This is a genomic window from Rhodobacter sp. CZR27 (assembly GCF_002407205.1).
GTDB lineage: Bacteria > Pseudomonadota > Alphaproteobacteria > Rhodobacterales > Rhodobacteraceae > Cereibacter_A.
In genome coordinates, this window is sequence record NZ_CP023548.1 from 24,059 (window position 1) to 38,528 (window position 14,470).

The window sequence follows — 14,470 nt, forward strand, 5'->3', positions numbered from 1 at the left end:
CCGCTCTGGCGCGGTCCGGCCCTGTCAGGAGGCGCGCAGGAAGACCGGCCGCTCCGGCGTGGAGAGCTCCGGTTCCCAGACGTAGCCGCCGGCGCGGAAGGACAGGATGGCCTCGGGATCCGTCAGGCGGTTCTCGGCGATGAAACGGGCCATGGCCCCGCGGGCGCGCTTGGCCCAGAAGCTCACGATCTTCTGCTCACCCGCCCGGTCTTCAAGGAAGACCGGCGAGATCACCGGCAGGCGCAGCGCCGCGCGATCGACCGCGGTGAAATATTCGACCGAGGCGCAGTTGACCAGCGTGCGGGCACCCGTTTCCTCGGACTGTTCGTTCAGCGCCCGGGCGATCCGGTCGCCCCAGTAGTCGTAGAGCGTGGCGCCGCGGGCGGTGGCGAGCCGCGTCCCCATCTCCAGCCGGTGCGGCTGGATCAGGTCGAGCGGGCGCAGCAGCCCGTAGAGGCCCGAGAGGATGCAGACCCGCCCCTGCACCCAGCGCAGGGCGTCGGCGTCCAGCGTCCGCGCCTCCAGCCCGGCATAGGTATCGCCGTCGAACAGCGCGAGCGCCGGCACTGCCTCGTCTCGCGCTTCGTGAAATGCCGCGAAGCGCGCGACGTTCAGCCGGGCGAGCGGTTCCGAGATATGCATGAGGCGGCGCAGGTCCGCGGCGGTCAGCCCGTGCGCCACCTTGGCAAGCTCGTCAGCCTCGGGCTGGAAGCGGGGCCGGCCGGGCTCCATCCCCTCGGGCAGCGCGAGCGCAGGCCGCGCCGCAAGGCGCTTGGCCGGCGACAGGACAACCAGCATCAGGCGTCCCTCAGCACGTCGAGGAACGCCTCGCCGAACCGCTCGATCTTCTGCGGGCCAAGGTCGCCGACGCGGTCGAGGTCGCTCAGCGTCGAGGGCCGCGCCTCGGCGATCCGGCGCAGCGCGCTCTGCGGCAAGCTGAGTGGCTTGCCGGTGCCGTCCGGCCCCCGCATCAGCGCCACCTGCACCTCGGACAGCCGATCGAAGACCTCTCCCGCATCCCGGCCCGCGAGGCGCCGCCGCTGGGGATGCATCTCTTCGGCCTCGCCGTTGATCACCGCAAGGAAGGTCGTGCCGTAGCTTTCCAGCTTCTTCGCGCCGACGCCCGTGATCCCCGCCATGTCGTCGAGGTCGCGCGGCCGCCGCTCCGCCATCTCGATCAGGGTGCGGTCGGTGAAGATGACGTAAGCCGGCACCCCCGCCGCCTCGGCCAGCGCGCGGCGCTTCGCCTTCAGGGCCGAGAGCAGCGGCGCGTCCTCTTCCGAGACCAGCGCGCGGGCCTGCGGTCGGCTGGCGGCCGCGCGCACCGTGTCGCGGCGCAGCGTGATCGCTTCCTCTCCGCGCAGGATCGGCCGGGCGCCCTCGGTCATGCGCAGGGCGCCGTGTCGCTCGGTATCGGGACGGATCAGATCGCGGCCCATCATCTGGCGGAACACCGCCTCCCAAGCCTGCTTGCTCAGGTCGCGGCCCACGGCGAAGGTCGGCAGCCGGTCGTGGCCCCGGTCGCGGACCTTGGCGGTCGCGTTGCCGGTCAGGATGTCGATCAGGTGGCCGGTGCCGAACCACTCGCCGGTGCGCAGGATCGCCGAGAGCGCCTTGCGCACCGCTTCGGTCGCATCGAAAAGCTCGGCCGGCCGGTCGCAAAGATCGCAGGTGCCACAGGGGGTGGAGGTCTCGCCGAAGTAGCGGAGCAGCACCTGACGCCGGCAGCCGGCCGCCTCGGCAAGGCCCAGAAGCGCGTTCAGCCGGGCGTGGTCGGCGGCCTTGCGGTCGGGGGGCGCCGCACCCTCGTCGATCTGCGCGCGGCGCAGGCGGATGTCGTCGGGGCCATAGAGGGTCAGGGTCTCGGCCGGTGCGCCGTCGCGGCCCGCGCGGCCGATCTCCTGATAGTAGCCCTCGATCGACTTCGGCAGGTCGGCATGCGCCACCCAGCGGATGTCGGGCTTGTCGATGCCCATGCCGAAGGCAACCGTTGCCACCACGATCAGCCCGTCCTCCTGCTGGAAGCGGATCTCGACCTGACGGCGCTCCTCGGCCTCCATGCCGCCGTGGTAGTGGCAGGCGGAATGGCCCGCCTCGCGCAGCGCCTGCGCCAGGGTCTCGGTCTTGGCGCGGGTGGCGCAATAGACGATGCCGGAGCGACCCTTGCGCGCGGCTGCAAAGTTCAGGATCTGCGCGCGGGGGTTCTGCTTCACCGCGAAGGCGAGGTGGATGTTCGGCCGGTCAAAGCCGCGCAGGAAGGTGGCGGGAGGAATGCTGTCGAAGAGCCGGGCGACGATCTCGTCGCGCGTCTCGGCATCGGCGGTAGCGGTGAAGGCCGCCAGTGGCACGCCGAGCGCGCGGCGCAACTCGCCGATGCGCAGGTAGTCGGGGCGGAAGTCGTGGCCCCACTGGCTGACGCAATGGGCCTCGTCCACCGCGATCAGGCTGACGCCAATGCGCCGCAGCAGGGTCAGCGCTCCCGGAGAGGCGAGCCGCTCGGGCGCCATGTAGAGCAGCCTGATCCGGCCGTCATCCAGCGCCCGGAACACCTCTTCCGTCTCGGTGTCGGTGTTGCCCGAGGTGAGCGCGCCGGCCTCCACCCCCGCCTCGCGCAGGGACCGCACCTGATCCCGCATCAGCGCGATCAGCGGCGAGACCACGAGGGTCACCCCCTCGCGACAAAGCGCGGGCAGCTGGTAGCAGAGCGACTTGCCCCCGCCGGTCGGCATGATGGCGAGCGTATTGCGCCCCGCGCGCACGGCTTCGACGATCTCCTCCTGCCCCGGCCGGAAGTCGGGGAAGCCGAAGACCTGATGGAGAAGCTCGCGCGGGGCCGGCATGGCGGAATCCGGGATCGTCCGGCCGAAGCCGGCAGTGTCGGGAAGGTCAGCGGATCAGAGGAAGGCGTAGGCGTTGTTCCGGATCACGATCTCGAGCGCGAAGATCGCGACCAGCACGATCAGCGGCGCAAGGTCCAGGCCCCCCATCGCCGGCAGGATGCGCCGGACCTTCGAATAGATCGGCTCCAGCAGGCGGTTCAGCCCGTCCCAGATCTGGCCCACCAGCGGCTGGCGGAGGTTCAGCACCTCGAAGTTGATGAGCCAGCTCATGATGATATGCGCGAAGATGATGAACTTCGCGATGCCGAGGATCAGCAGGAGGATCTGGAAGAGCGATATCATGGACGCGTCCTTCACGGAGAAACTTTGCCACAGGTATAGGCGGCCTCGCCAAAGGGCAACCTTGTTCCGCGGCGTCGCTTCTTGACGCCGCCCGCGGGCCATAGCACGGAGGGCGTGAAGGAGAGATTGATGTATCCCTACCTCCGCCTTTTCATGGAGATGCGCCGTTCGCGGAAGCTGAAACCGCTGCCTCTGGACGGCGTGCACCGGTCCTCGCACCGCTGCCTGCCATGGGATCTGGATCCCTGGAACGAGCTGAACAACGGTCGCACGCTCACGCTTTTCGACATCGGGCGCCTGCCGCTGATCCACCGGACGGGGATCGCCCGGGTCTGCGCCGAAAAGGGCTGGGGGCTGACGGTGGCGGGAAGCACGGTCCGCTACCGGCGCAGGGTCGTGCTGTTCGACCGGCTGGACATGGTCAGCCGCTGCCTGGGCTGGGACGGCCGGTTCTTCTACATCGAGCAGAGCCTGTGGCGGAAGGGCGACTGCACCAGCCACATGCTGTTGCGCACGGCCGTCACCTCGCGTTCGGGGATCGTGCCGCCGGCCGAGGTCGCCTCGCTGATGGGCGCCGGGCAGAGCCCGCCCTTGCCGGACTGGGTGTCCGGATGGATCGAGGCGGACGCGCTGCGCCCCTGGCCGCCCTCGCACTGAGGGCGCGGGCCGGCGGGGCGAAACCTGCAGCCTACGGAAGCCTCTGGCACGCGCGCCCGGCGCCGGTCCGGAACGTCGCTTGCGCCGCAGGGGCATTTCGGGCTTCATCCGCACGATCGGGCAGAGGGGCCATGGCACACGCGCGCAGACGAATCTGGGGCTGGTATTTCTTCGACTGGGCGAGTCAGCCCTACAGCACCCTGCTTCTCACCTTCATCTTCGCCCCCTACTTCTCCGAGGTTGCCCGCGCGCGCTTCATGGCCGAGGGGATGGACGCCACGGCCGCCGGCGCCGCCGCGCAATCCTGGTGGGCAACGGGCCTCGGGCTGTCCAGCATCGTCGTGGCGTTTCTCGCCCCCGTCCTTGGCGCGGTGGCGGACATCAGCGGACGACGGCTCGTCTGGGTCTGGGGCTTCTCGGCGTTCTACATCGCCGGCGCCGCCGGGCTCTGGCGCCTGACGCCCGAGGGGGGCGGACTCGTCTGGGCGCTCGCCTGCTTCGGGCTGGGCTTCATCGGCATGGAATTCGCGACCATATTCACCAATTCGCTGCTGCCCTCGCTGGGGCCGCGGCAGCGGATCGGCGAGATTTCCGGCTCGGGCTTCGCCTTCGGCTATGCCGGGGGTGTTCTGGCGCTGGCGGTGATGCTGCTGTTCCTGGCCGAGGGCGCGGCGACCGGGCGGACCCTGATCGGGCTGGAGCCCGCCTTGGGCCTCGACCCGGCCAGCCGCGAGGGCACGCGCGCGGTGGGCCCGTTCACCGCGCTCTGGTATGCGGTCTTCATGCTGCCCTTCTTCCTGTGGGTGAGAGAGCCGCCGGCCGTCCACCGGGGCGTCCGCCTGGGCGCGGCGCTGCACAGCCTCGGCGCCTTCGTGGCCAGCCTGCGCCACCGGGTCAGCCTTGCGGCCTATCTCGGCTCGTCGCTGCTCTACCGCGACGCGCTCAACGCGCTTTACGGGTTCGGCGGCGTCTATGCCTCGGGCGTGCTGGGCTGGAGCGTGGTGCAGATCGGCGTGTTCGGCGTGGTGGGCGCGGTCACGGCCGCCGTCGCCTCGTGGCTGGGCGGGAAGGCGGACGGACGCTGGGGGCCGAAGCCGGTGATCGTCGCGAGCATCCTGCTTCTGACATGCGTCTGCCTGCTGATTGTAGGCACCTCGCGCGACAGCCTGTTCGGTCAGCCGCTGCCGCCCGGCTCGCGGCTGCCCGATCTCCTGTTCCTGATCTGCGGCGCGCTGATCGGCGGGGCGGGGGGCGCGCTGCAGGCCGCCAGCCGGACGATGATGGCGCGCCACACCGCACCCGACCAGGCGACCGAGGCCTTCGGGCTCTACGCCCTTTCCGGCAAGGTCACGAGCTTCATCGCGCCTGCGCTGATCGCACTGGTGACGACCCTCAGCGGATCGCAGCGCGTGGGCATCGCGCCCCTGATCCTGCTCTTCCTTGCGGGGCTCGTTCTGCTACTCTGGGTGAAACCGGACGGTGAAGAACGGGCAGTATCATGATCCGCATCCTTTCCCTCATCCTCGCGCTGGGGATGGCGACGGCCGCGCAGGCCGAGCCGAAGGCCAACAAGCTGTTCGGGGCGCAGGTGCGGCCCTCGCAGCAGTCGCCGATGCCGGTGGGCAGCTACAATCGCGGCTGCGGCGCGGGTCTGGTGCAGATGCCGGAATCCGGGCCGACGTGGCAGGTGATGCGGCTGTCGCGCAACCGCAACTGGGGCCATCCCGAGATGATCGAGTTCCTGCAGGCGCTGTCGGTGGCGGCGCGGCAGATCGGCTGGGCCGGGCTCTATATCGGCGACATCAGCCAGCCGCGGGGCGGGCCGATGACCTCGGGCCATGCCAGCCACCAGATCGGGCTGGATGCCGATGTCTGGATGCTGCCGCCGCGGCGCCTCGACCTGACGGCCTCGGACCGCGAGAGGATCTCGTCCGTCGCGGTGCGCTCGGCCGACCAGCGGAGCGTGACCCCGAACTGGACGAGGGCGCACCACACCCTGCTGCGATCGGCCGCCTCGGACCCGCGCGTGGACCGCATCTTCGTCGCTGCCGCGGTGAAGCTCGAGATGTGCAAGACCGCCACCCGGGCCGATCGCGCCTGGTTGCAGAAGATCCGGCCGGTGCCCGGCCATGACACGCATTTCCACATCCGTCTGAAGTGCCCCGCCGGTGCGGTGGCATGCCAGACCCAGAAGCCCACGGTGGCGGAACTCTCCAATGGCGGCAGCGGCTGCGACGACACGCTGCTCTGGTGGGTGACCGACTACCTGGAGCCCCCGAAGGGACCGCAGAAACCCGCCCCCCGCACCCGCGGTGCGCGCGACTTCACCTTGTCCGACCTGCCTCAGCAATGCCGCGAAGTCCTCGCCTCGCGCTGACCGCGGGGCTCATGCTGGGACTTGCGCTGTGCAGCAGCGCGAGCGCGCCGCCCGTCGGAGGGACCGACTGCTTCGTCTGGCGCGAGGATGATGTCCTGTTCGGCGGGCTCTCGGCGATCGAGATGAGCGCGGACGGCCGCGAGATCACCGTCCTGTCGGATCGTGGCGCCTGGACGCGCGGCCACGTGCAGCGGGACGCTGCCGGGCGGATCACCGGCATCGAGGTGCCGCCGTTGCGCCCGCTGCTCGCCCGAGGGACCGCGCCACTTGCTCGCGCACGCAGTGACAGCGAGGGGCTGGCCATTGCGCCGGATGGCACCGCCTATGTGTCTTTCGAGGGGGCGGCGCGCGTGCTGCGCTACCGCGACCTGACGGGATCGGCGGTGAACCTTCGGGTGCATCGCGACTTTGCGCTGATGCAGGGCAACGCGGCGCTGGAGGCCCTGGCCATCGACCGCGACGGCAACCTCTACACCCTGCCCGAGCGCTCGGGCAGCGCGACACGGCCCTTCCCTGTCTATCGCTTCCGCGAGGGGCGCTGGGACCAGCCCTTCGCCATTCCCCGCCGCGGAGCCTATCTTGCCGTGGGTGCCGACTTCGGCCCGGACGGCCGGCTCTACCTGCTGGAGCGGCGGTTCCGTGGCCTGCTGGGCTTCGGAAGCCGCGTGCGCCGCTTCGAGCTGGGCCCGGCGGGCATCCTGTCGGAGGAGACGGTCTTCGAATCCCCCTCCGGGGTCTACGACAACCTCGAAGGGCTGGCGGTCTGGCAGGAGGCCGGCGGCGGCATCGTGATCAGCATGGTCTCGGACGACAATTTCCTGTTCGTGCAGCGCACGGAAATCGTCGAACACCGACTCGCGCATTGACAGGACCCGGTCCCCGGCGCTAGGCCGCGCTGTCCCCGCAGGGGGGCCAAGTCTCCGCGACCTTGTCAAAACGGAAAAAGTCATGACCCGCAGCCTGATCCCCGCCATCCTGGCGATGGCCGCCATCGTGGTGGCCTCGAACATCCTCGTGCAGTTCCTGTTCGGCCAGTGGCTGACGTGGGGTGCCTTCACCTATCCACTCGCCTTCCTCGTGACGGACCTCACCAACCGCCTGCAGGGCGCCGCTGCCGCGCGGCGCGTGGTGCTGGCGGGCTTCGCGACCGGCATTCTCTGCTCGCTGATCGGCACGCAGATCATGGGCGAGTTCGGCCCGCTCGTGACCCTGCGCATCGCGCTCGCCTCGGGGCTCGCCTTCCTCGTGGCGCAGATGCTGGATGTGACGGTCTTCGACCGGATGCGCCATAGCCGCCGCTGGTGGCGCGCGCCGCTGATCTCGACGCTGGTGGGGTCAAGCCTCGATACGGCGATCTTCTTCGGCGTCGCCTTCTCCGCCAGCCTCGTCTGGCTGGAACGGGGCAATGACGTGGCTTGGGCGAACGGGATTCTGCCGCTTCTGGGCATGGGTCCGGAGGCACCGCTCTGGGTTTCGCTGGCGGTCGCGGACTGGTCCGTCAAACTTCTGCTCGCTTTGGTGGCACTTCTGCCTTTTCGCATCATTGTGAGGCGGATGACCGCAGACGTTGCGTAATCATCATTTGACAAACACCAGATCTGTGCCACCTTTCCCCTATCGGCAACCATTTGAAAGGAGGTGATCCAGTGTCTAGAGTGATATTGGAGAGAAGTGTCGGGACAGCTTCCGGGGGTGTTTTCTGAGGGCAGCCCCTCTTAAAACAGACCGGATGTTGGGCTAGCTCCTAACTGGCTCATCTCCTTGGATCTCGGAAAGGGTCGCCACCCGTGGCGACCCTTTCTCCATTCCGAACGGCCGTTCATGTTGCGCATCACCGATACGATCACCCTCGCCGACTGGGAACTGACCGAGAGCTTCTCGCGCTCCTCCGGTCCCGGCGGGCAGAACGTCAACAAGGTCGAGACCGCGGTGGAGCTGCGGTTCGAGGCCGAGCGTTCGCCGCATCTGTCCCCGGCCGTGAAGGCGCGGCTGAAGCGGCTGGCCGGGCGGCGCTGGACGCAGGAGGGCGCCATCGTGATCCGCGCCGAGGAAACCCGCAGCCAGATCCGCAACCGCGAGCTGGCCCGCGAGCGTCTGGCCGAGCTGATCCGCGAGGCGCTGGTCGCGCCGAAGCGCCGGATCGCGACCAAGCCCACGCTGGGCAGCCAGCGCCGCCGGCTGGCCGCCAAGGCGATCCGCGGCGAGGTGAAGGCCGCCCGCAGCCGCGTCAGCGACGACGAGGCCTAGACCCGGACCTCGTAGGCCACCTGCTCGCCCACGCCGAAGACGCGCTTGTAGCGCTCGATCTCGTCGGCCGGGCCCATCGCCTTCAGCGGGTTGTCCGACAGCTTGACCGTCGGCCGCCCGTTGGCCGAGACCGCCTTGCACACGAGGCTGAACGGCGCCAGCGCATCGTCCTGCACCAGACCGCGGAAGTCGTTGGTCAGCATGGTGCCCCAGCCGAAGCTGATCTTCACCCGGCCAAAGAACTGGCGGTGCAGCTCCTCGATCTTCTCGACATCCAGCGCGTCCGAGAAGATCACCAGCTTCTTCTTCGGATCCTCGCCACGCTCGCGCCACCAGCGGATCGCGATCTCGGCTCCGACGGCCGGATCGCCCGAATCGATGCGGATCCCGGTCCAGGTCGAGAGCCAGTCCGGCGCGCGCTTCAGGAAGCCTTCCGTGCCGTAGGTATCCGGCAGGATGATCCGCAGGTTGCCGTCATGCTCCTCGTGCCAGTCGGCCAGCACCTGATAGGGTGCGCGCGCCAGTTCCTCATCCGTCTCGGCCAGCGCCGAATACACCATCGGCAGTTCGTGGGCATTGGTGCCGATCGCCTCGACCTCGCGCCGCATGGCGATCAGGCAGTTCGAGGTGCCGGTGAAGGCGTCGCCCAACCCCTCGCTCATGGCCTGCACGCACCAGTCCTGCCACAGGAACGAATGCCGCCGCCGCGTGCCGAAATCGGCGATCTTCAGCCGCTCGATCCGGCGAAGGCGCTCGATCTTCTCCCACAGCTTGGTCATCGCGCGGGCATAGAGCACCTGAAGCTCGAACCGGCCCAGATTGCCCAGCACGGCGCGGGAGCGCATCTCCATCAGCACCGCGAGCGCCGGGATCTCCCACAGCATGACCTCGGGCCACTTGCCCTCGAAGGTCAGTTCATACTGCCCGTCGCGCTTTTCCAGATGATAGGGCGGCATCTGCAGCCCCTCGAACCACTCCATGAAGTCGGGGCGGAACATCTGGCGCTTGCCGTAGAAGGTGTTGCCGCGCAGGAAGGTGCTCTCGCCGCGGCTGAGGCGCAGCGTGCGGATGTGGTCGAGCTGTTCGCGCAGCTCGCCCTCGTCGATCAGGTCGGCAAGGCGCACGCGCGAGGTGCGGTTGATCAGGCTGAAGCGGACAATGGTGTCCGGCTTGTTGCGGAACACCGACTGGCACATCAGAAGCTTGTAGAAGTCGGTGTCGATCAGCGAGCGGATGATCGGGTCGATCTTCCATTTGTGATTGTAGACGCGGGTGGCGATGTCCACCATCTCAGGCCTCCAGCCTTACGCCGGCGTCCAGCATCTGCGCCCGCATCGCGGCGAGCGAGCCGTTCAGGTCGATGGCGGCGCAGGCGCCTTCCAGCACCGTCACGCCGAAGCCCAGCCGCGCCGCGTCCAGCGCGGAATAGGCCACGCAGAAGTCGGTCGCCAGCCCCACGAGCGTCAGCGCCTCGATCCCGCGGCTGCGCAGGTAGCCTTCGAGCCCCGTGGGCGTGCGGCGGTCGTTCTCGAAGAAGGCGGAATAGCTGTCGATCTCGCGGCGGAACCCCTTGCGGATGATCAGGTCGGCCGCATCCGTGTCGAGGTCGGGGTGGAAGCCGGCGCCGGCACTTCCCTGCACGCAGTGGGTGGGCCACAGCACCTGCGGGCCATAGGGCATTTCGGTCAGGCTGAACGGCTCGGCGCCATGGCTGGCGGCAAAGGAGAGATGGCTCGCGGGGTGCCAGTCCTGCGTGAACACGCGGGCGGAGAATTCGGAGAGAAGCGCGTTGATGCGCGGTACGATCGCGTCCCCTCCTGCGACGGCAAGCGCGCCACCGGGGCAGAAGTCGTTCTGCACGTCGATGACGATCAGGGCTTCGGTCTTCGGCCGCATCTCCGCCTCCTTCGGCAAGGTCAGGAGTCACGGGGTAAGGAGTGCGCTGCAGGAGGTCAATGTTGCGCGTCGCCCGCCTGGCTTGACGCCGAAGCCGTGTCCGCGCCACAACAGGCGGGCCGGGACGCCGTTGCCCCGACACCTTTGCCGCCGGCGTGCTGTTCCTGGCCGCGCCCGCCGGGCGGATCATCGCCGGCCAGACCCTTCTGATCGAAGGCGGCGTGGTGGGGACGGGATGAAGCCTGACTGGATTGCGGTGGACTGGGGCACGACGCAGCTGCGCGCCTGGGCGATGGGACCCGAGGGTCCGCTGGCCGAGGCTGCCTCGGCCGACGGAACGGCGCAGCTTGCGCCCGACGAGTTCGAGCCGGCGCTGCTCCGCCTGCTGGACCCCTGGCTTCACGGCCGCGCGTCGGTGCCGGTCGTGGCCTGCGGCATGATCAACACGGAGGGCGGGGCCGAGGCGCGCTTGCGCAGCCTGCCCTGCGCGCCGGTCGATCCTGCCGCACTGGTGGCGGTGCCGATTGCGGACCCCCGCCTATCGGTCCGCGTCGTTCCCGGCCTCGGCCAGTCCGACCCCGCCGACGTGATGCATGGCGAGGAAACCCGGATCGCCGGCGCGCTCGCAGCGCTCGGGCGGTTCGACGGGGTGATCTGCCTGCCTGGCCCCAATTCGAAATGGGCGCAGGTTTCGGCGGGCGAGGTGGTCAGCTTCCGGACCTTCATGACCGGAGAGTTGTTCGCGCTGCTGTCGCAGCAGTCGGTGCTGCGGCCCGGTCTTGCCGGCGAGGGCTGGGACGAGGCCGCCTTCCTTGCCTCGGTGTCCGACGGGATCGCCCATCCGCAGAAGCTTTCCACGAAGCTCTTCGGGTTGCGCGCCGAGGCGATCCTGCGCGACCTGCCCGCGGCCACGGCACGGGCGCGGCTGTCGGGGCTGCTCATCGGGCTGGAACTGGCCGGCGCGCGGCCCTACTGGCTGGGCCAGCCGGTGGTCCTGGTGGGAGACGGGGCGCCCTGTGCCTCCTACGCCGCCGCGCTTGACGCGCAGGGCCATGCGCCGCGCAGGCTGTCGGGTGCGGCCTGTGCGCTGGCGGGCCTTGCCGCGGCGCGAGGTCAGGTCCGGATCGCGGCATCCGCCGGCACCGCGAGATAGGCAAAACCGTTCGGGCCGAGCGTCAGCCGCTCGCCCACCAGCCAGGCGGCCTGCGAGGGGCTGGCGAGGTCCTGCGCCCCGCTCACCCCGACCTCGACCGAGCCGGGGCCAAGGTTGAACACGCAGGCCAGCGCCCGGTCCTGCCAGGTGCGCAGGAACCCCAGCGCCGGCTCGGGCAGGTCGAAGAACCGGCTGCGGCCCCGGATCAGCGCAGGCTCGGCGCGGCGGAAGCCGAGCAACGCGCGGTAGGTCTCCAGCACCGAGCCGGGAACGCCCTTCTGCGCCGCCACGTTCCGCGCCAGTTGCGGCGGCTTCACCGGCAGCCACGGCCGGCCCACGGTGAAGCCACCCTGTGGCCCGCCGTCCCAGACCATCGGCGTGCGGCAGCCGTCCCGGCCCTTGTCCTCGGGCCAGAACCGCAGGCCCTGCGGATCGGTCAGTTCGCCGTAAAGCAGGTCGTCTGCGTCTGCCCCAGCTCCTCGCCCTGATAGAGGCAGACGGAGCCCTCGAAGCTCAGCAGCATCGCCGCTGCCAGCCGCGCCAGATCGTCAGGCGCGCCGTGGCCTGCCCAGCGGGTGACATGGCGCACCACGTCGTGGTTCGAGAACGCCCAACAGGGCCAGCCGTGCGGGGCGATCGCGAAGAATGTCTCGATCCGGCTGCGGAAATGGCCGGCGGTGAAGACCGGCGACAGCATCTCGAAGGTATAGGCCATGTGCAGCCGGTCCTTGCCGCTGGTGTAGTCCGCCATCAGCGCCATGGCGCGAATGCCCTCGGCCACCTCTCCCACCATCGCCCGGTCCGGATAGCCGTCCAGCAGTCGCCGCATCCTGAGCAGGAAACCCAAGGTCTCGCCCTGGGACTTCGAGAAGGCGTGGTCCTGCATGTCATAGGGGTTGATCGCCGGAAGCGGTCCGTTCAGCGGGCTTGGCGGGTTCGACCGCAACTGCGCGTCGTGGAAATAGAAGTTCACCGTGTCGAGGCGGAAACCGTCCACGCCGCGGTCCAGCCAGAAGCGCATCTGCTCCAGAAGCCAGTCCTGCACCGCCGGGTTGTGGAAGTTGAAGTCCGGCTGCGTGGCCAGGAAGTTGTGCAGGTAATACTGCCGCCGCCGCGTCTCCCATTCCCATGCCGGTCCGCCGAAGATCGACAGCCAGTTGTTCGGCGGGCTGCCGTCCGGCTTCGGATCGGCCCAGACATACCAGTCCGCCTTCGGATTGTCGCGACTGCCGCGGCTTTCCCGGAAGAACGGATGGTCCGAGGAGGAATGGCTCAGCACCTGGTCGATCATGACCTTCAGGCCAAGGTCATGCGCCCGCGCGACGAGGGCGTCGAAGTCGGTCATCGTGCCGAACAGCGGGTCGATCGCGGTATAGTCCGCCACGTCATAGCCCATGTCGCGCATCGGCGAGGGGAAGATCGGCGACAGCCAGATCGCATCCGCGCCAAGCCAGGCCACATGATCGAGCCGGGCGAGGATGCCCTTCAGGTCGCCGATCCCGTCGCCGTCCGAGTCCTGAAACGAGCGGGGATAGATCTGATAGGTCACCGAGCCGCGCCACCAGTCCGCCATGATCCCACCCTCCCTGCCGGGTCAGGCTAACCGGGCCCGGCCCGTTCCCCATCACGATTCGTCAAAGGGATCATCAGGAAATACCGATTGACCGGGCGCCGGGGGCGACGCACCCTGCGCCGCCGCCATCGGAGCCTGCCATGACCAAAGCCCCGCTCTTCACGCCCGTCCTGATCGCGGGCTGCATCATCCTCATGCTGGGCTTCGCGATCCGGGCGAGCTTCGGCGTGTTCCAGATCCCGATCGCCGAGGAATTCGGCTGGCTGCGGTCGGATTTCTCGATGGCGATCGCGATCCAGAACCTCGCCTGGGGCATCGGGCAGCCGATCTTCGGCATGCTGGCCGAGAAGTTCGGCGACCGCCGGGCGATCATCCTCGGCGCGCTGATGTATGCGGCGGGGCTGGTGCTTTCGAGCTTCGCCGTCACCCCGCTCCAGCACCAGCTGCTCGAGGTGCTGGTGGGCTTCGGCATCGCGGGCACCGGCTTCGGGGTGATCCTTGCGGTGGTCGGCCGCGCGGCGGCGCCCGAGCATCGCTCGCTCGCGCTGGGGGTCGCCACGGCGGCGGGGTCGGCCGGGCAGGTCTTCGGCGCGCCCGCGGCCGAGATCCTGCTGGGGTTCTATTCCTGGCAGGTGGTGTTCGTGATCTTCGCCGCCGTGATCCTTGCCGCGCTCTTCGCGCTGCCCTTCATGCGCGCGCCGGTGACGGCCACGAAGGCCGAGCTGGAGGAGTCGCTCGGCACCGTGCTGCGCCGGGCGTTCCGCGATCCGTCCTACACGCTGATCTTCGTGGGCTTCTTCTCCTGCGGCTACCAGCTGGCCTTCATCACGGCGCATTTCCCGGCCTTCGTGACCGAGATGTGCGGCGCGATCGACCCGAGGGGGCCGCTCGCCGCGCTGGGCATCACCACGACATCGGCGCTGGGCGCGGTGGCAATCTCGCTGATCGGACTGGCGAACATCGTGGGCACGGTGACGGCCGGGTGGCTGGGCAAGCGCTATTCCAAGAAATACCTGCTTGCGGCGATCTATGCCGGGCGGACGCTGGCGGCGGCGCTGTTCATCATGCTGCCGATGACGCCCGCCTCGGTCCTGATCTTCTCGCTGTCGATGGGGGCCTTGTGGCTGGCCACCGTGCCGCTGACCAGCGGGCTTGTCGCGCATCTTTATGGCCTGCGCTACATGGGCACGCTTTACGGCTTCGTCTTCCTCAGCCACCAGCTTGGCAGCTTCATGGGCGTCTGGCTGGGCGGGCGGATGTATGACCTGACCGGCGGCTACACGATGGTTTGGTGGATCGGTGTGGGCGTCGGCGCCTTCTCGGCCATCGTCCACCTGCCGATCCGCGAGGATCGCGGCGGCGCGCTGCAAGCGGCCTGACCGTTC

13 protein-coding genes and 1 pseudogene are annotated in these 14,470 nt (G+C 69.2%); 8 read left to right on the top strand and 6 right to left on the bottom strand.

Going from position 1 to position 14,470, the window contains the following annotated elements; translation table 11 throughout:
* Positions 1–24: 24 nt before the first annotated feature.
* Genes yaaA through CK951_RS00085 form a run of 3 tightly spaced genes read right to left on the bottom strand, consistent with a single transcriptional unit; the run spans position 25 to position 3,182 of the window.
* The gene (yaaA, locus tag CK951_RS00075; RefSeq protein ID WP_096784241.1) at positions 25–798 is read right to left on the bottom strand and encodes a peroxide stress protein YaaA; all 774 of its coding nucleotides are present in this window, start codon (positions 796–798) and stop codon (positions 25–27) included.
* Positions 798–2,840, bottom strand: coding sequence for a DNA helicase RecQ (gene recQ, locus CK951_RS00080; RefSeq protein ID WP_096784242.1), 2,043 nt, complete (start codon positions 2,838–2,840; stop codon positions 798–800). The genes yaaA and recQ overlap by 1 nt, the downstream gene beginning before the upstream one ends.
* A 54-nt stretch (positions 2,841–2,894) precedes the next feature.
* The gene (locus tag CK951_RS00085; RefSeq protein ID WP_096784243.1) at positions 2,895–3,182 is read right to left on the bottom strand and encodes a YggT family protein; all 288 of its coding nucleotides are present in this window, start codon (positions 3,180–3,182) and stop codon (positions 2,895–2,897) included.
* A 129-nt stretch (positions 3,183–3,311) separates the two neighbouring features.
* Here CK951_RS00085 and CK951_RS00090 point away from each other — a divergent pair, with 129 nt between their 5' ends.
* The 6 genes from CK951_RS00090 (at position 3,312) to arfB (ending at position 8,463) form a co-directional block, all read left to right on the top strand.
* Positions 3,312–3,839, top strand: a complete 528-nt coding sequence (locus tag CK951_RS00090; protein WP_096784244.1) for an acyl-CoA thioesterase — start codon at positions 3,312–3,314, stop codon at positions 3,837–3,839.
* A 131-nt stretch (positions 3,840–3,970) separates the two neighbouring features.
* Entirely contained in the window at positions 3,971–5,341 is a 1,371-nt protein-coding gene (locus CK951_RS00095; protein WP_096784245.1) for an MFS transporter, read from the top strand.
* On the top strand, positions 5,338–6,216 hold the full coding sequence (gene mepA / locus CK951_RS00100) for a penicillin-insensitive murein endopeptidase (protein ID WP_096784246.1): 879 nt from the start codon (positions 5,338–5,340) through the stop codon (positions 6,214–6,216). Before CK951_RS00095 ends, mepA begins: the two co-directional genes overlap by 4 nt.
* A complete protein-coding gene (locus tag CK951_RS00105; RefSeq protein ID WP_096784247.1) occupies positions 6,189–7,082 on the top strand; it encodes an esterase-like activity of phytase family protein in 894 nt (297 codons plus the stop codon). The genes mepA and CK951_RS00105 overlap by 28 nt, the downstream gene beginning before the upstream one ends.
* Positions 7,083–7,164: 82 nt before the next feature.
* Positions 7,165–7,791: a queuosine precursor transporter gene (locus CK951_RS00110; protein WP_096784248.1), complete on the top strand. Its 627-nt coding sequence runs from the start codon at positions 7,165–7,167 to the stop codon at positions 7,789–7,791.
* Between the two features lie 246 nt (positions 7,792–8,037).
* Positions 8,038–8,463 (top strand): alternative ribosome rescue aminoacyl-tRNA hydrolase ArfB, encoded by a 426-nt coding sequence (arfB, locus tag CK951_RS00115; protein WP_096784249.1) that lies wholly within the window; start codon positions 8,038–8,040, stop codon positions 8,461–8,463.
* Here the strand turns inward: arfB and pncB are convergent.
* Both pncB and pncA read right to left on the bottom strand, forming a co-directional pair.
* Positions 8,460–9,752, bottom strand: a complete 1,293-nt coding sequence (gene pncB / locus CK951_RS00120; RefSeq protein WP_096784250.1) for a nicotinate phosphoribosyltransferase — start codon at positions 9,750–9,752, stop codon at positions 8,460–8,462. The two genes, arfB and pncB, sit on opposite strands and share 4 nt — an antisense overlap.
* Before the next feature lies 1 nt (position 9,753).
* Positions 9,754–10,359, bottom strand: coding sequence for a bifunctional nicotinamidase/pyrazinamidase (gene pncA, locus CK951_RS00125; protein WP_096784251.1), 606 nt, complete (start codon positions 10,357–10,359; stop codon positions 9,754–9,756).
* Positions 10,360–10,594: 235 nt separating this feature from the next.
* Between pncA and CK951_RS00130 the strand changes: the two genes are divergently transcribed.
* Positions 10,595–11,512, top strand: coding sequence for a 2-dehydro-3-deoxygalactonokinase (locus CK951_RS00130; RefSeq protein WP_096784252.1), 918 nt, complete (start codon positions 10,595–10,597; stop codon positions 11,510–11,512).
* On the opposite strand, the pseudogene CK951_RS00135 reads toward CK951_RS00130, so the two are convergent.
* Positions 11,473–13,085 (bottom strand): annotated as a pseudogene (locus CK951_RS00135) (alpha-amylase family glycosyl hydrolase). The gene CK951_RS00130 and the pseudogene CK951_RS00135 sit on opposite strands and share 40 nt — an antisense overlap.
* 140 nt (positions 13,086–13,225) lie before the next feature.
* Here CK951_RS00135 and CK951_RS00140 point away from each other — a divergent pair.
* Positions 13,226–14,464: an MFS transporter gene (locus CK951_RS00140; RefSeq protein ID WP_096784253.1), complete on the top strand. Its 1,239-nt coding sequence runs from the start codon at positions 13,226–13,228 to the stop codon at positions 14,462–14,464.
* Positions 14,465–14,470: the final 6 nt, after the last annotated feature.

Bases quoted from the DNA above. Each gene is read 5' to 3' on its own strand.
- CK951_RS00130 (WP_096784252.1), top strand. From the start codon at position 10,595: ATGAAGCCTGACTGGATTGCGGTGGACTGGGGCACGACGCAGCTGCGC.
- yaaA (WP_096784241.1), bottom strand. From the start codon at position 798: ATGCTGGTTGTCCTGTCGCCGGCCAAGCGCCTTGCGGCGCGGCCTGCG.
- mepA (WP_096784246.1), top strand. From the start codon at position 5,338: ATGATCCGCATCCTTTCCCTCATCCTCGCGCTGGGGATGGCGACGGCC.
- recQ (WP_096784242.1), bottom strand. From the start codon at position 2,840: ATGCCGGCCCCGCGCGAGCTTCTCCATCAGGTCTTCGGCTTCCCCGAC.
- CK951_RS00105 (WP_096784247.1), top strand. From the start codon at position 6,189: ATGCCGCGAAGTCCTCGCCTCGCGCTGACCGCGGGGCTCATGCTGGGA.
- CK951_RS00090 (WP_096784244.1), top strand. From the start codon at position 3,312: ATGTATCCCTACCTCCGCCTTTTCATGGAGATGCGCCGTTCGCGGAAG.
- CK951_RS00110 (WP_096784248.1), top strand. From the start codon at position 7,165: ATGACCCGCAGCCTGATCCCCGCCATCCTGGCGATGGCCGCCATCGTG.
- CK951_RS00140 (WP_096784253.1), top strand. From the start codon at position 13,226: ATGACCAAAGCCCCGCTCTTCACGCCCGTCCTGATCGCGGGCTGCATC.
- arfB (WP_096784249.1), top strand. From the start codon at position 8,038: ATGTTGCGCATCACCGATACGATCACCCTCGCCGACTGGGAACTGACC.
- CK951_RS00095 (WP_096784245.1), top strand. From the start codon at position 3,971: ATGGCACACGCGCGCAGACGAATCTGGGGCTGGTATTTCTTCGACTGG.
- CK951_RS00085 (WP_096784243.1), bottom strand. From the start codon at position 3,182: ATGATATCGCTCTTCCAGATCCTCCTGCTGATCCTCGGCATCGCGAAG.
- pncA (WP_096784251.1), bottom strand. From the start codon at position 10,359: ATGCGGCCGAAGACCGAAGCCCTGATCGTCATCGACGTGCAGAACGAC.
- pncB (WP_096784250.1), bottom strand. From the start codon at position 9,752: ATGGTGGACATCGCCACCCGCGTCTACAATCACAAATGGAAGATCGAC.